General features: G+C 38.5%; 13 protein-coding genes. 7 read left to right on the forward strand and 6 right to left on the reverse strand.

What is annotated here, in order from left to right; genetic code table 11:
- Positions 1–8 precede the first annotated feature (8 nt).
- The 3 genes from FW778_RS08750 (at position 9) to FW778_RS08760 (ending at position 2588) form a co-directional block, all read left to right on the forward strand.
- Positions 9–749, forward strand: coding sequence for an NUDIX hydrolase (locus FW778_RS08750; RefSeq protein ID WP_150414218.1), 741 nt, complete (start codon positions 9–11; stop codon positions 747–749).
- A gap of 220 nt (positions 750–969) precedes the next feature.
- A complete protein-coding gene (locus FW778_RS08755; protein WP_150414219.1) occupies positions 970–1347 on the forward strand; it encodes a glycosyl hydrolase 53 family protein in 378 nt (125 codons plus the stop codon).
- Positions 1348–1382: 35 nt separating this feature from the next.
- A complete protein-coding gene (locus FW778_RS08760; protein ID WP_150414220.1) occupies positions 1383–2588 on the forward strand; it encodes an NAD(P)/FAD-dependent oxidoreductase in 1206 nt (401 codons plus the stop codon).
- A 286-nt stretch (positions 2589–2874) separates the two neighbouring features.
- On the opposite strand, the gene FW778_RS08765 is transcribed toward FW778_RS08760, so the two are convergent.
- From FW778_RS08765 to FW778_RS08780, 4 genes are all read right to left on the reverse strand, one after another.
- Complete coding sequence (locus FW778_RS08765) at positions 2875–4038, reverse strand: DUF1624 domain-containing protein (RefSeq protein WP_150414221.1); 1164 nt, start codon at positions 4036–4038, stop codon at positions 2875–2877.
- Positions 4039–4068: 30 nt separating this feature from the next.
- Positions 4069–4941, reverse strand: coding sequence for an alpha/beta hydrolase (locus tag FW778_RS08770; RefSeq protein ID WP_150414222.1), 873 nt, complete (start codon positions 4939–4941; stop codon positions 4069–4071).
- Between the two features lie 39 nt (positions 4942–4980).
- Positions 4981–5832, reverse strand: coding sequence for a DoxX family protein (locus FW778_RS08775; protein WP_150414223.1), 852 nt, complete (start codon positions 5830–5832; stop codon positions 4981–4983).
- Between the two features lie 147 nt (positions 5833–5979).
- Positions 5980–6507, reverse strand: a complete 528-nt coding sequence (locus FW778_RS08780; protein WP_202552120.1) for a GNAT family N-acetyltransferase — start codon at positions 6505–6507, stop codon at positions 5980–5982.
- 271 nt (positions 6508–6778) lie between these two features.
- Between FW778_RS08780 and FW778_RS08785 the strand changes: the two genes are divergently transcribed.
- A complete protein-coding gene (locus FW778_RS08785; RefSeq protein ID WP_150414224.1) occupies positions 6779–7801 on the forward strand; it encodes a sensor histidine kinase in 1023 nt (340 codons plus the stop codon).
- A gap of 5 nt (positions 7802–7806) precedes the next feature.
- Complete coding sequence (locus FW778_RS08790) at positions 7807–8574, forward strand: LytR/AlgR family response regulator transcription factor (protein WP_150414225.1); 768 nt, start codon at positions 7807–7809, stop codon at positions 8572–8574.
- A 52-nt stretch (positions 8575–8626) separates the two neighbouring features.
- Here FW778_RS08790 and FW778_RS08795 read toward each other — a convergent pair whose 3' ends face one another.
- Complete coding sequence (locus FW778_RS08795; RefSeq protein ID WP_150414226.1) at positions 8627–10813, reverse strand: sulfatase-like hydrolase/transferase; 2187 nt, start codon at positions 10811–10813, stop codon at positions 8627–8629.
- Positions 10814–11227: 414 nt separating this feature from the next.
- Positions 11228–11374 carry a hypothetical protein gene (locus tag FW778_RS23060; RefSeq protein ID WP_202552121.1) on the reverse strand — a complete coding sequence of 49 codons (147 nt, stop codon included), beginning with the start codon at positions 11372–11374 and terminating at the stop codon, positions 11228–11230.
- 318 nt (positions 11375–11692) lie between these two features.
- On the opposite strand from FW778_RS23060, the gene FW778_RS08800 reads away from it, so the two are divergent.
- The gene (locus tag FW778_RS08800; protein ID WP_150414227.1) at positions 11693–16678 is read left to right on the forward strand and encodes an ATP-binding protein; all 4986 of its coding nucleotides are present in this window, start codon (positions 11693–11695) and stop codon (positions 16676–16678) included.
- 60 nt (positions 16679–16738) lie between these two features.
- Entirely contained in the window at positions 16739–17119 is a 381-nt protein-coding gene (locus tag FW778_RS08805) for a response regulator (protein WP_150414228.1), read from the forward strand.

Raw genomic sequence — 17119 nt, forward strand, 5'->3', positions numbered from 1 at the left:
TAATTATTATGGCAGTAACATCAAAGGAAAATCTTCAGAAAAACATAAAGACTTTAAAAAAAATACAATCAGAGGTGCAAAGCATCAATCGCGTTGCTCTTTCGGTTGATTGCGTAATTTTTGGATTTGATGAAAACAAACTAAAGGTGTTACTGATTCGCTCTGATTTAAAAAAATATCAAAGTAAATGGTCTTTACTGGGGGATCTTGTGAAGCCCGATGAAGATCTTGATACAGCAGCGTATCATATTTTAAAACAACGTACAGGGCTACACGATGTTTACCTGGAGCAGGTTCATACCTTTGGCGAAGTTAACAGGCATCCTGCAGGCCGTGTTGTTACGGTTGCTTATTGCTCGCTTATAAATATTCAGCATCATCGCTTAAAAATTTTAGACCACGAATTGCACTGGCATGCGGTTGAAAGTATAACGGACCTGGCATTTGATCACCAGAAAATATTCCAGGCCTGTTATTCGTGGCTACAAAAACGAGTACAGGAACACCCCCTCGGCCTAAGCCTGCTTCCCAATAAATTTTCTTTGAGAGAACTGCAAAATCTTTATGAAGCTATTTTAAACATCAAGCTCGACAGGAGAAATTTCCGCAAGAAATTTTTTGCAATGGATTTTTTGGTAGATATGGGTGAAGACGAACAAAATGTACCGCACAGGCCGGGAAGGTTGTATAAGTTTGATTATGAAAAATATGAAAAAAAGAAAAAAACCTGGTCGGGGATTGATTTCTAATTTAATTTCTTAATCTGCGAAACGATTGCGGTCATGCAAAAGCATGATGTATCTCATAACAAAAAAGTCCTGGTTTTCAAATAATAAATTTTGTTTTTAACGAACTATATTTAACTTTGTGTAATTCTTACACATTAAACGAAACTGAAAGATTTTCTTACGGTTTTATCAAAACAAAACCATCGTTTCTATGGGTTAAAAAAGTCGTGCCACCAAAGCTTTGGCTCGTTACTCCATCATAGGCCAAAATGCTGAGTCAGAATTTTTCCTGGATAATATGATAAAGGGTGGTGTTGACTTTGACGTAATTGGAGAATCTTATTATCCGAAATGGCATGGAACATTACAAGATCTTCAAACTAATTTAACGGCACTTAAAAGTAAATATAAGAAGCCCGTTATTGTTGCTGAATATTCCCAGCTCAAAAATGAGGTTAATAAAATTGCGTTTATGCTTCCGGGCGAGGATATGAAAGGTACCTTTATTTGGGAGCCTTTGAGTACATGGGAATCAATTTTTGATAAAGATGGAAAATCAAATGAACTGATTAAAAGTTACGATGCAATAAGTAAAGAATTTAAAATTACTCATAATTAAGTCGTTAAAGTAGACCTTGCTCTAAATTAATTTATATGGATTTGGAATCCGGAATGCCTTACTCTCTTGTAAAGAACGGGCTTATGTATAACTATCCAAAGCTTGAAAATTCTTTAACTGCTGATGTGGTAATTCTTGGTGCAGGAATTTCGGGGGCGCTTTCGGCGTATTATTTATCTAAAGCCGGATTTGATTGCGTGGTAGTAGATGCAAGGAGCATCGGGCTTGGAAGCACATGTGCCAGTACTTCATTACTACAATATGAAATTGATGTTCCCTTGTGCATATTGCAAAAAAAGATAGGTTATAAAAAAGCCGTAAGAGCCTATGAATTATGCGCCCAATCTATTTTGAAATTGCAGGACATTGCAGATGATATAGGCTTTAAAGATTTTCAATTGAAGAATAGTTTATATTATGCGGCGAGTAATAAACACGTGCAATTTCTTAAAGAAGAATTTGCAATCAGAAAGGAAAATAATTTTGAGGTTTCCTTTTTAGAAAAAGAAAATATTAAGGATGACTTTGGATTTGAAGCTCCTGCAGCTATATTATCAGAGCTGGGTGGACAGACTGACGCTTACGCTTTCACACATTACCTGCACCAGTATAATATCAAAAATAATTGCAAGGTTTACGAACGTACAACGGCTGCGAAAATCAAACACAACAAAGAAGGTGTTCATTTAAAAACGGGCGAAGGCTATATTATTAAATCTAAGAAGCTGGTATATGCAACGGGTTATGAAGTTGTAAATTTTATAAATAAAAAAATTGTAGACCTCAATTCAACCTATGTTACCGCAAGTGAACCAATTTCGGGTTCTGATAATTTTTGGAAAGAGAATGTATTGATATGGAATACTGATAATCCTTACTTGTATATAAGAAAAACTTTTGATGGCAGAATTATGATAGGTGGAAGAGATGAAAAATTTTATAACCCCGCTAAACGAGATAAACTGATTGCACAAAAAGCAAAGGAGTTACAAAAAGATTTTAAAAATTTATTTCCTCAAATTGAATTTAAACCGCAATTTAACTGGACGGGTACCTTCGGCTCAACGCAAGATGGATTACCCTTTATTGGGCATTATAAGCCGTTGGCAAATAGTTTTTTTTCTTTAGGCTTTGGCGGAAATGGAATTACTTTCAGCCTGGTTGCTGCCGAAATTATTACCGATTTAATTTCAGGAAATGATAATAAGGACGCAGCTGTTTTTTCATTTGAAAGAATTTGATTTTTTTGATAATGTATATCTCATTTCATAAAGAATTTATTCAACAATCACTTTAACGTATACACGAAACCATCTCCGGGGTTATAAAGTGTTTTCCACTTATATCTATCTCTAAATTAAAATAACCTTCCACCAAAACTCCGACACAACGAAAATTTCTCCTTCATCTATTTATAGTCTGTGAAGCATTTGAGTTTTAAGCAAAATTATTTAACATCGAAGTTTGTGCCCGGACAAACCCCACTGAAGTAATTTATTATACCAAAGTGGTCTATCTTTTAAGAAACTATAAATACTTAAGCCACCAGTTTTTATGAGTAGACTTATATTGGCCATACCATACACATGGCTTGTATAAGACTACAACAACAGCCATCCAAATCAAATAGATGCCCCACAAAGGAAGACCGCTTTCAACACCTTTCGGACGGCCAAAAGTGCCTGAAACAAAATCTAATTGTGACCAATGGAAACCCTGAAAAAGCAATATGGCAAGTAGTGTGAGATGAATAAGAAGAAAGTGAACGAGAAAATAAAAGAGTGGCACTTTCCCATATACTGAAACAATATTCATGACTCTGCCTTTTCTCCCTTCTGAAAATGACATTATCAAAAACATTACTCCTAACGTAACCAGGCAAAAAACAAGGGAGGGAGGATACTTGGTAACGTTCATAAATGAAAGGAATGTATATACCCCCTGCTTTTGAACCGACCACGGTGCAGGATCTCCGTAGACATTTACAAAACGAACAACAACAAACAGCAATAAGGCACTCCATCCAATTTTTGTGAATAAATCTTTTCTTCCTGCTGGTTGCAATTCAAATAATTTTCCAGTGGCGAAGCCAACAAGCATAATACCCAACCACGGAATGGGCGGATATGCCATCACAAATACTCTATTGGTAAACATGGGGAATGCACCAAGATTGAAGAGCGGTGATAAAAAGGTTTTTATTATTGATCCCTGTTGTAACGGAATAATAGAAAACAGGTTATGGCCAAATATTATTAACAACCCAACAATGGTAATCGTTTTTGAAGACAATTTTAATAAAAATGAAAGCACAACAAACCCCAGACCGATCGTTGCGATCACTTCAAAAATTAATGTATGATAACGGAGGTCAAAGAATAACTCAAAATTTACTATCACAAATTCCAATAAAATAAGATACACTCCGCGTTTCAATAAAAAATTGCGGCTTTGCAAATAATTATCCTTGTTTCTGAAGGATATAAATGCAGACGTGCCTGCAAGAAAAACAAATATAGGAGCACACAAATAGGTTATCCACCGCGTGAAAAAAAGTATGGGTGTAGTAGTCTCTAAATTAGTCGGGCTTTGTGCAATTGAATTTACATGAATCATATCTCTTACATGGTCTAAGGCCATTATTATCATTACAACTCCTCTTGTAAAATCTATGCTGTAAATTCTTTTCATATTTTTTACTTTTAATTAGCTCCCAACATTTTATTTCTTAGCGGGTTCAGGATAGAGTAATCTTAGCGCATTAAAAACCGCCTGGTGCATAATTGTTGCGTGATCTTCATTCGGTAAATAATCAAAATAAACCTTCACTACTTTGCTCTTTGTGTTGTTAAGTTTTTCAGCCAATAAGTTGGCATCTACTTCCATTACGTGTGGAATTTTCGTAGGCGTAAGTCCTTCTTTTCCCACACCTATGTAAATGCCTGTTGGTTGAGAAAAATTCTCCTGCAGAATACCTGGTTGCTGATTTAATAACGAACCATTATCCCACCACAGGCTCGGGCTAACAATAATATACCTGGTGAACAACATTGGCTTTTTCAGTAATATTTCAGTAGCCAACAGGCCGCCTAACGATTGCCCGATAATTGTTTTGGAAGAATTTGTTTTGAACCTTTTTTCAATAAAGGGTTGTAATTCTTTTTCAATAAATCCAATAAATTTATCTGAATGACCTGCGTTTGGAAATTTGTTTTTTTCTCCTTCAATGGTTGTAGGATAAGTAAAATCTCTTATCCGGTCAAGGGTGGCAATTCCCACAACTATTGATTTTGGAACCCTGTTAATCCAGGAAAAGTTGTTGAACTGGTAAAGCCCCACAACATGTATAAAATCTTCATCTGCTGAGCCATCGAGAAGGTAAACAACAGGATATTGTACAGTGTCGTTATTATTATAGCCGTCCGGAAGATAGATATTTAATATCCTTTTTTCATTCAATTGTTTTGATTGGATTTGTTCAATAACCCCTAGTATAAAGTGTTTACTGCTGTCTCCCTGGATCGAGTTTGTTATTTGAGAAAAAGCAGGAGTTGCGCAAAATGTTAGGATAATAAATAGGTTGCTGATTCGCATTGATTATATCAAATTTATGTTCTTAGTATAATTATTTATTTAACCTATGTCGTCACTTACTGGTGTTTTCCTGTTAATGGCAATAAGAAAAGCAGTGCCGCTGAAAGCCAGCGCATCAAATGCACTTGAAATTGAATTACCTCTGTCTGCAAACGGGTTGGAAATAGCTCCCGGTATGTGTACAACGATAAACCAAAAAAATAACATAGTACCCAGCAAAGCCGCGATTTTTCTTTTCCTGATATCCAATATAATACAGACTCCTGCGCCTATTAGCGCTGTACCAGTAAAGTATGCCCAAAAAGTATGGTCCGGCACCCAATAGGGAATCATTGCCTCTATATATTTTTCATACATAAAATGTGCTATGCCAAAACTCATGATTGTAATTGAAAAGAAAATACTGCCGTACGGGATAAATTTTTCTAAAGATTTTATGATAACGCTTTTTGTATTCATGTGAATGTCATTGCAGCCTCCGGCAACCAAAAATGCCCCGCCAGCCAGCGCAAGTTCTTTTAAAACATTTTCCCACAACCCTAAATGATAACTTTTATTAGGTTCTGAAATTAGCTCGTAGGGTACATGCACAAAACAACACATTAATAAAAAAATGCCCCCTAAAATTAATGCTGCTTCCCTCGCATTTTTATAAAAAATAATAGCAGCACCGGCAACAATTAACCCTGTGCCGGTAATGTACGCGATAATATTAAGTGCGGGAAGATCGTATTGCCATGGCGGCAGTTGTACCCTTCTAAAATTTCCATAAATAAATTGCTGAATGCCATAAACAATTATGGCAACACCATAGAATGTGCAGTTTACTTTGGTAAAAAGATTCATTATGTTACGATGAATGCTTTCAATGTGTTCTTTGCTAAGAAGCATTAGCAAAATTCAAAACAATCGTTGTCACTATTTTCAATTACAAGTGGGCAACCGGCCGCCTGGCAGTTAAATTTGCCTGTTTAAAAGAAGCTGACGTATCAGGATTGGCAATGTCCTTTAAGATTGAAACCATCATAACGTGATAGGCTATACGACGTTAGCGTATACATGTAGTTTGTTGCCCCCTTCCTCAATTTCTTTTTCAAAACGAAACCCAAGCCTCGTTAGTAATTTAATTGAGCTTGCATTAGTAGGTATTGTAGTTGCAAGAACGGTCGCGTGCGCGGGCAATCGCTGTACTATCGATAGCACTTCCCCAGCGGCCTCGGATGCATAGCCCTGGCCGCAATATTCAGGCAGGAAGGCAAAACCGATATCAAAATGCTTTAGGTAAGTCCTTTTTAAAAATGTTATGACGCCGATAGGTTTATCCAGTTGTTTAAGACGCACCGTCCAATACGTAAAGTCGGGGTTACTGTTAATCTTGTTTATATAAACGATTGCATCTTCATCCGAATGAATATTCCTGTCGCCGATGAACGTAAGCCATCCTTGAGTATTCATAAGCTCACGCATAAACGGGCCATCCTGTGTCGTCAATAAATCCAGCGAAAGTCTTTCCGTTGTGATGGTTGCCGGGATTGAGGTATTGATTTCCCGCATTCTGTCTTTCATTATTGAATCAATGGTTTTATTCGTTTTAATAGTATCGTCAATCAAATTTAATTGAATGTTTCATTTCAAAATGTTTCTTTTGCCCATTAGACTGCGAACAAATGGTGCTGTCGGGGAAACGCAAATCCAGACATTTATTTAACAAAATTCAAAACAATAAAATGTTTTATTATTATTACGGTTCGCAAACAGGCTGCATCAGCATCAAAATTGCCCGTTTAAAAAACAGCATAAATATCATGGCTTATTTTTATTGTATTATTGGTTGCTCATGAAAAATTTTATCAGTAAATATGATCTAAGAAAAGGTTTCCTGCTTTCAATAGCATTCCCCACCATTTTCCTTGCGTTGGACAGTAACCCTTCAAACATCTTCAGCCATTTTATTTTTTCATTTGTCATAACCTTTACGTTTTGGATTGTAAATGCTGTTTTGATTGATTTTAAAAACCCGGAATCACGCTCAGCAAAAATAAACCCTGCATTTTATGGCCGTTTCGCCGCATCTTTTATCCTTGCCACCATCATTTATATTTCACTGGGGCTCTCATTACAACATTCGGGAATTATACTTTCCATATCAAGAGGAAACTGGGGCAAATCCTTCAGCTCTTGGTTTTATTTGTGCATGAAAATTATTTTATTCAATTCCTTAATTATTTTATTGAAATACTTATTCGATATCAATGCCGAGAAAAGAAAAATAGAGTTGGAAAACGAAGTATTGAAAAGAGAAAATTTAAATGCGTCATACGAAAGCTTAAAACAACAGGTAAATCCTCACTTTTTATTTAACTGTTTAAATACCCTGGCATTTCTAACAAAGCGAAACCCGGATCAGGCTATTGATTTTATATCTGAATTGTCTTCTGTTTACAGGTACATGCTTGTTCACCAGGATAAAAAAAATGTTACTCTTCGCGACGAGATTAAATTTCTCAAATCTTATTTATATCTTTTAAAAATAAGATTTGGGGAGGCGATTATAACAGAAATAACTTTGCCGGAAGAATTATTAAACTATTCAATGCCGTCCAACACTTTACAACTACTTATTGAGAATGCCGTGAAGCACAATGCGCTGTCCATACAGAAACCGCTGTCCATTTCCATCTATGCCGAGAATAATTATTTAACCGTGCAAAATAATTTACGAAGTAAGAATGGACAGCTTCCTTCTTCTCATCTTGTTGGATTGAATAACATTAGCAACCGGTATTTATTGTTAAAAGGAAAGGATATTATCATTAAAAAAACTGATGAACAATTTATTGTTTTATTACCGATAATGTAACGTAAATGAATATCGTAATTATAGAAGATGAATTGCAAACAGCATGGCATTTGCAAAACTCAATCCAGGTATTGCGGCCCGATTCTAAAGTTGTTGCAATAATAGATAGTATAGAAGCCGGTCTTGAATGGTTTAGCAGTAATGAACAACCCGATCTTATTTTTTCCGACATACAATTAGGGGACGGGCTAGCTTTTGAAATGCTGCAACAATTGTCACTTACATGCCCGGTAATTTTCTGCACGGCCTATGATGAGTATGCTTTAAGGGCTTTTCAAAATAACGGTATCGACTATCTTTTGAAACCAATAAAACAGGAAGCCTTAAAAAAAAGCCTCGACAAAATCAATCTCTTTAATAAGCCATTGAACAATAATAATCGTGAATTGCTAAATGGATTAATAAAAGAAATTACAAGAACTTCCAAATCCTACAAATCCACCTTTTTGGTTGCCTATCGCGATAAGATGATTCCTGTGAATGTGAACGACATCGTTTTTTTTCGCATTATAGATGATACGGTAGAGTTAAGTACCAGAAACAGCCAGCAATACCGCTTAAATTATTCGCTTGATTATATTGAATCTGTTATAGATCCAAATTTTTTCTACCGGGCCAACCGGCAGTATTTGATTGCGTATAATGCTATTAAAGAAGTCGAAAATTATTTCGATAGAAAACTTTTGATAAAACTTACTCAAGCTATTGCGGAACCTATAATTGTGAGCAAAGCTAAATCTTCGGATTTATTAAGGTGGCTGGAGAACCGTTAGAAATTTGAACTATAGAATACATTTTCTTTTCGTAAACCTATCCCGGGACAGCTCACTTCAATTTATTCCTAAAAAATACATTGCCTGGCATTAATTGCTTTGGTATACCTGGGCCACTCCATTCAAAATTCAATGATGGAATGCCATCGATTTGCTTTTTGTAATAAAGCAGAAAGGGATGCAGGCCTACTTTCATTAATATAGAAGCACTTTTTTCCGTGCCAGCTTCATATCCAAAATCCTCATCTATCACCTCGGCGTCATGAATGCGAAAGAACGCTTTTGTATCTGATTCTAAATAAAAGGTATATTCTCCATCCTTTGGCACTTTTATAAACCCTTCAAACAACAAAGTACCGTTTTGATGTAACTGGTTCACCTTTAGATTGGGTTTTGTACTGTACCCGCTCTTTGATGGTTGAAGTGCTTCAACCTGTGGAATCCAAAGAAAGTTTTCGCGATAATATTTCCATATTATTCCAGGTTCCACGATAGGTTTAACAGGAGGAATGAGCGAACTATCGTAAGGACGGGGGGCAGAAGAATTAGGACGACGAACCTGTAAAACCCGCTCTTTCATGAGCATATTAAGCCTCTCTACATTCCCTTTGGTTAAAACTTTTGTGTTAATTGTGTTTCTTTCTTCAATGGCACTTTCTTTTTTATCAGGCTTCGTCATTAAATTATACTTTTCCTGGGGGTCTTTTACTATATTATAAATTTCGAAATTATCATTGGCTGATTCTATATCATACCGAACCCCTACATAATTTCCGATTCGCATAAATTGCATCTGATTCCTTTCACGTCCCCGATGGTTAGGGGAATACTCTTTAAAATCAGGAGTCTTTCCATGAAAATAATACTCATTATAAATCAGACCTGGCATTTGCCTTCCCTTACCTGTCAGAGAGGGCAACAGTGAAACACCATCGATCCTTACCGGGGCAGGAGAACCAGCTAACTCTAGAAACGTTGGCAGCCAATCGTACGAAATACTTGGATTTGAAATTACTTTTCCGGCTGGAATATGATGAGGCCACCACGCAATAGTCGGAATTCGCACGCCCCCTTCCCAATCATCACGTTTAATACCATCAAATGGTCCGTTGCTGCCAAAAAATGTAGGTTTAACCGGAACATAAGTTTTAGGTAGATAAGACTCGACAGAGGCACCGTTATCAGAAGTATAGACAATTAAGGTATTGGAATCAATCTTCATATCTTTCAACAATTGCACTAAATCGCCTACCGCGTCATCTATCCGCCGATTCGCTGTGGCATATCTCTTATAAGTATCCGGCCATGGAACCTCCGGAGTGGCAGGATTATGATCATCATCGTAGGTTGCCTGCGCATATTCGGGGTATACATAAGAATCTGTTTTTCCCTCTGCCGTGTTGATCATATGCCCTGGTTTGCCAATCCACTGAATGCCTCCATGTAATCCCCTGCCGATTGGATATTGTTCAGTTGGTAACTCTAATACTGCATGAGGCACATCGTAAGCTAAATAAAGGAAAAATGGTTTACTTGCTTCATCTCCTTTTTCGTGATCGATAATATATTTTTTAGCCCTGGCAGTCCATAAGTCAGTTGTATAACATTTATCTAAATCAGAAGCTATATTGGTATAATTTTCCCAGACTTCCTTTGGACCATCATAGAGGCCTTCTTTCGGGTAGTGTTCATGCCCGTCCCTATGCCGAATATAGCTGAAGGAATAATCAAATCCCCGTTTCAAAGGATGTGCCGGCCATGTAGATCCATTTGGATCAAACTTATCATCGCCCTGTAAGCCCCATTTCCCAATTATAGCGGTACTATAACCCAATTGCCGCAAAGTTGAAGGCATTGTATAATTATTCTCCAAAGCCTTATCAAATTGATTGTCTCTTACATTTGCATGTCCCTGGCTTACACCAAGCATGATAGAAGCCCGTGAAGGTGCACAAACCGGGGCTGCGCAATAATGCAGGGTAAGCATAGTCCCTTCTTTGGCAAGTTGATCGAGGTGTGGAGACCTTTCAAAAGGTAAACTCCTGTCATGCTCCTGCGCTCGTTGATTTTGAAAGAATGCACCTATGTCTCCATAACCCTGATCGTCCACAAGTATAAAAATAATATTCGGTCGTTTCTGAATATTATTTTCTTCATATTGTTTTTGAGAATGGGCGCTCAAAAAAAATAATAGACATAGAATGGGAATCGTTGTTTTAATCACATTTTTATATGGCATGTAAGAAAGAATTAAAATATTCAAAAAAAAACTTCAAATAAAAGGCATTTTTTTTGGTACAAAAGCATTACTGTTACGAAACCCCGGCGAAGAAGACACCACTCACTTTAATAAACTAACTTTTTTAATCGAGCGAATTTTATAAATCCATATAACGGCTGCCTGAAATGTTTCCGTAATGTATTTCCTGAAAAGATGTAAAGCTGTGTTCCTATTCAAGAAAATTCTTGCAAGCATTCATTTCCCGCGATGGACGCAATTAATTCTCTGAACCAAAAACTCTTCACAAAAATCGGGCTTTGCATCAAATGAATCTTTAACTACTTTATGAATTGTCCTTTCCTTTTTCTCCTGGGGCTTACTGGGCTTCAAAACGAAAAAATAATTCTTTATTTTCCGGCAGGTTTTAACCTGTTAGTAATTTTCATAAGCCATAAATCTTTTTCCATTGGCGATAACCATAGTTAGCTTAAAACTTCCCTCCGGTAAATAAACGACCGCATCAAGATGATTTGGCACTGTTGCATAAGCAATAATATCGGCATTGATTTCTTTTGTCAAGGCTTGATGGGCCAGGGTTTCCCGGAAAATTTAATTATGAAGTAAGGATATGCCGTGAACTGCCGGAACAGTAAGTTTTTTTTTAGCACTGCTGCATGCCTTGGATAGAAATGGTTATATAGCTAACAAAAATTGTTAAGAGCAGAAACATAAATGCATCGGCCCACCTGCAATAAAAAATCTTCTTTTCGCAAATGTTACAGTTTCTCAAAAGTCATTTATATTTACTAATCGGAATTTAAAAGCTAACTCGTTGTATTGCCAGTTTTCAAGTTGATTTGAGAAACGCCTGCCATTATTAATAACCATCTCATAAGTATGCTTAAAAACAAAAAATGTATTGTCACGGGCAAAATACTCATTTGTTGCAAATGGTTATTGTGTCTATCTTCTGTATCAATAGTCCTTTCGGCATCTGCACAAAATGAATCGGAAAAAGGTTTCCCGTTCGTTGCCAATTATTCGCCGAAATTATACAATGCCAGCCCCAACAACTGGAGTGTAATAGAAGACAATGACGGGATAATGTATTTCGGGGGCAATAAAGCGAAAACTAATATTTTACAGTTCGATGGAGAAAAGTGGTCCCAAATAGGTGGTGCGAATATTTCAATTGTTACCCGCTGTTTCGCGAAGGACAAGGATGGAACCGTATTTTATGGCGGCCTCGGCGATTTCGGTTATCTCGATAAAGACAGCATAGGCAGAACATTCCAGCATTCATTGTTGGAATTTATACCAAAAGACAAACGAAACTTTTCCGACGTTTGGTCTATCCAGGTTACCAATAACGGAATTTATTTCCAGGCACGTGAAAGGATTTTCAGGTTAACAAAAAATAATGCAGGAAACGACCGCTTATGGTCGGTGAAGTCGTGGGAACCTTCCACACATTTCATGTACACCTTTTACCTTGATGGAACATTCTATGCGCATGAGCAAAGCGTTGGCTTTTTAAAAATGGTTGGTGACTCGCTAACGCTGATACCCGGAAGCGAATTTATGGGACAAGACCGTGTGCAGGTAATGCTTCCTTACCATGATAATAAAGATTCCAACAACACCAGTTTATCCAAAAAATACCTGGCCGGTTCCTTTAACCATGGCATGTATATCTTCGACGGAAAAACTTTTACGCCTTTTAAGAACGAGGCCGACAGCCTGGAAAGGCATTACATGCTCTATAAGGGACTTTATTTAAACGGCAATTATGTACTGTCATTGCTGGGGTATGGAATAATCATTATGAATCCCCAGGGGAAGATCGTGCAGGAACTGACACGGAGCACAATCGATATTCCCAGTAATATCATCTATTCCATGTACCCCGATTCAAAAGGCGCGGTATGGCTCACTACAGATAATGGCATTTCAAGACTGGCACTGAACTCGCCGTTTACAGTGTTTACTGCACAAAACGGAATTGTCGCTACCCCCATTTCGATCGCCCGGCTTCCCAACGGGAAATTATATGTAGGTACTAATAATAACCTATTGGAATTTGACGACAAAACTTCCTCATTCAAAATAGTTGACGCCATTCCCAGAGACCAGATTTTTGCTCTTCGTGTTGATGGTAACAGTCTCCTTGTTTCGAGCAATGGCTTGTACATGATTAAAGATGGAAAGATAATTCTCGTGCAGCCGTCCGTTAGTAACAACCTGAAGATTTCCGCGCTTATCATTCTTCGTCAGCATCCAAACATACTCCTGGCCAGCGCTTCTTTTGGAATGGCGGTATTCCAGCGTGATCCTTCATCCGTTAAAGGATGGGAATTCCTCAGCTATTTGCCGGGATATAAAGGAGAAGCATTTTCGTTACAGGAGGATTCCGCCGGTAATGTCTGGACGGTCACGCAGGATGGACTGGCTCACCGCATTAAATTGTTCTTTGATCAAAATGGGCAACCTGATCTGTCAAAAACAATTGTCCAAAATTTTGGACCTGCACAGGGAGCAGATCGCCCTTTCGGTTACATCTATTCAATCAGGAACCAACCTTATTTTACCAGCGACTCCGCCACCTACATATTTAATGATGAGAAAGGCCGGTTTCAGGAGGCTACTTTCAACGGCATCAGGAATTTCGGCGGTATCGAGGACGGCTCAGGTAAAGTTTGGATAGGTCGGTCCAGGCGCGGAGTTAGCGCCGTGCAATATATGATCGCCACTCCAAAGCCCGATGGGAGCTACTCTTTAGACTCCACCTCCTTGTTGCCCATAGCTGAGGAGTCCTTTACGAATGTGCATAGTGATAAGGATGGTATTGTATGGATTATTTCGAATGATAAAGTGATCCGGTACAATGAAAATATAAAAACCGACATCGATAAACCTTATAAAACGCTCATAACTACCGTAGCCGCCAACAAGCAACAACTTAACCCTTACGTTGCCGGAAAGAATTTTCCGAACCTGGCATTTGATAATAATTCGCTCAGGTTCGATTATGCCGCGCCGTTTTATGAAGGGCATGATAAAATTCAGTACCAAACATGGCTGGAAGGATTTGAAAAAACATGGTCCCTTTGGGGAAATAATTATTATAAAGAATACACCAACCTGCCTCCGGGCAAATATAAATTTCATGTGAGGGCTTTAAATATTTTTAAAAAGCAAAGCGAGGAAGCCACTTATGAATTTATAATTCTTTCCCCGTGGTACAGAACCTGGTGGGCTTACCTGCTGTATGCTATAGCGGCCATCTTAATCATTTATTTCTTCGTTAACCGGAAGGTGCGTCACCTCAGAGAAAAGCATATAGAACTGGAAAAAGTAGTGGATGAACGGACAAGGGAACTAAGCCAGAGAGCCGAGGAGCTCTCCGTGATTAACAGCGTCCAGGACGGATTGGTTCGCGAAATGAATATGCAATCCATCTACGAAATGGTAGGAAACCGGATTTGCGAATTATTCGATACGCAAACTGTAATCATAAGAACATTTAACCATGCTAACGGGAATGAAGAGTGGCAATTTGCACTCGAACGAGGCCAAAGGCTGTACAGTGATCCGTGCCCGTTAATATGGGCCAATAAGCTGTTGCTATCGGATAAACAACCACTGTTAATTAATAAAAACTACCAGGAATTTGCTGCTCAACACGGCGGCACCGGCGTTAGCAAGGGATTGCCGCCGAAGTCAGCCATTTTTGTACCGATGATCGTGGGAGATGAAGTGAGAGGTTCGGTAAGCCTTCAAAATGTTGAGAAGGAGAATGCCTTTAGTGATAATGATGTAAGGTTATTGGGTACTCTCACCAACAGCATGAGCGTTGCGCTGGAAAATGCCAGGCTGTTTCACGAAACAACGCTTCTTCTTGCGGAGGCAAAGCAGCGGGCAACCGAATTGGGCACCGTTAACAGCGTGAGTAAGGCTATTGCCTCTCAATTAAATCCTGACGACTTAATTCAGTTAGTAGGTAACCAGTTAAAAGATTTATTTAAGGCCAATATCGTGTACCTCGCTTTGCTAAATAAAACTACCCGCATCATCAATTTTGCCTACCAATATGGCGAAGTAATGCCCTCCAGGAAAATTGGCGATGGTCTCACTTCCAAAATACTGCTTAGCGGCGAACCGCTCCTCATTAATGCCGATGTTGTGGGCAAAGCGGAAAAGTTGGGCATTCAGCAGGTGGGCGTACCGGCTGCTTCTTATCTCGGTGTGCCGATACCTGTTGGCGAAGAAATCATCGGGGTATTAAGCGTTCAAAGTACTGAACAGGAAAACCGTTTTAATGAGAATGATTTACGGTTGTTGTCAACTATTGCTTCTTCGGTAGGTGTTTCATTAAAAAACGCCCAGTTGTTTGGAGAAGTCGAACAGGCAAAAAGGGAAGCAGAATTATCGGGCAGGAATGCTGCGAAAGCCAATGAAGCAAAAAGTGCGTTTCTCTCCACCGTTAGTCATGAACTCAGAACGCCGCTAACCTCCGTTTTAGGCTTTGCCAAAATAATAAAAAAGCGACTGGAAGAAAAAATCTTCCCCACACTGGACAAAACTGATCCTAAAACCGAAAAGACCGTTGACCAGATTTCTGAAAATTTAAAAGTGGTTATCTCCGAAGGAGAACGACTAACGCACCTCATAAACGACGTGCTTGACCTGGCCAAGATTGAAGCCGGCAAAATGGAATGGAACCAGGAAAATGTGTCTCTTGCCGAAGTAATTGAACGGGCCATTGCGGCAACTACTTCACTTTTCGATCAGAAAGACATTAAACTTGAAAAGCATATCGACAGCGATGTTCCAAACGTTGTCGGTGATACCGATAAACTGATCCAGGTAGTCATCAACCTATTGTCCAACGCTGTTAAATTTACTGATTCAGGTTCCGTTACCTGTACGTTATCACATAGTAATAATGAAGTAGTCGTTAGTATTACGGACACGGGCATTGGCATTGCAAAGGACGATTTCGCAGCAGTGTTCGAACAATTTAAACAGGTTGGCGGAGATACACTAACGGATAAGCCTAAGGGAACCGGTTTAGGTTTACCAATTTGCAAAGAAATAATAGAACATCATGGTGGCCGCATATGGCTCGATAGCGAGGTAGGCAAGGGAAGCACATTTTCATTTGCATTGCCGCTTACTCCATCCGGAAAGAAAATACAGGATACCCCGATTCATTTAAATGAATTGATGAAGCAATTGAAAGAACAAATGGTTTTTTCAAAAATAAAAACTGATGGAAAAAATGCGACGATACTGGTAGTCGATGACGATGATTCAATACGGTCGCTGCTACACCAGGAATTGAGCGATGCTGGCTATGTGATTGAAGAAGCCAGAGACGGCAAAATGGCATTGGAAAGCATTCGCAAAAATCGTCCCGACCTTATTATTCTCGATGTGATGATGCCGGAAATAAACGGATTTGATGTAGCCGCGATTTTAAAAAATGATCCGCAAACAATGGATATACCCATCATTATATTATCCATTGTACAGGATAAAGCAAGAGGTTTCCGTATAGGCGTAGACCGTTATCTCACCAAACCTATCGATACGGTACAATTATTTGAAGAGGTTGGTAATTTATTAGAACAGGGAAAATCGAAGAGAAAGGTAATGGTAGTGGATGAAGATAGTTCGGCAGTGCGTTCGTTAACTGAAGTATTGCAGGCGAAAGGATACATTGTTGTAGAATCAGATGGAAAAGAATTAATTGAAAAAGCAATTTCAACACAGCCGGATATTATCATTCTCAATTCGGTTGTGTCCGACAAAAATGAAATCGTTCAGTCTTTGCGTTTCGAAAAAGGACTGGAAAATGTGTTGTTTTTAATTTACCAGTAACGTGTAGTAAAACATCAATTCTAAAAAACTAAAAGCTTTAATTTAAAACCAATTGATTTAATGGAACAGAAAATTTTGATCGTAGACGATGAGCCTCACATAAGAATGCTGATTGAACAAACATTGGAGGAACTGGAAGATGACGATGTAGAATTTCTAACAGCAGAAAACGGCGAGATGGCTTTGGATATTATAGAAAAAGAAATGCCCAGGTTGGTTTTCCTCGATGTGATGATGCCCAAAATGAATGGCATGGAAGTATGCAGGAAAGTAAAAAAGGAGTTGCAACTCACCGGCGTTTTTATCGTTTTACTTACCGCAAAAGGGCAGGAATTAGACCGGCAGAAGGGCCAGGAAGTTGGTGCAGATATCTATATGACAAAGCCATTTGACCCCGAAGCTATTTTAAGCAAAGCAAGGGAAGTACTGGGTTTACAATAA

It is taken from the genome of Ginsengibacter hankyongi (assembly GCF_008710285.1).
GTDB classification, from domain to species: domain Bacteria; phylum Bacteroidota; class Bacteroidia; order Chitinophagales; family Chitinophagaceae; genus Ginsengibacter; species Ginsengibacter hankyongi.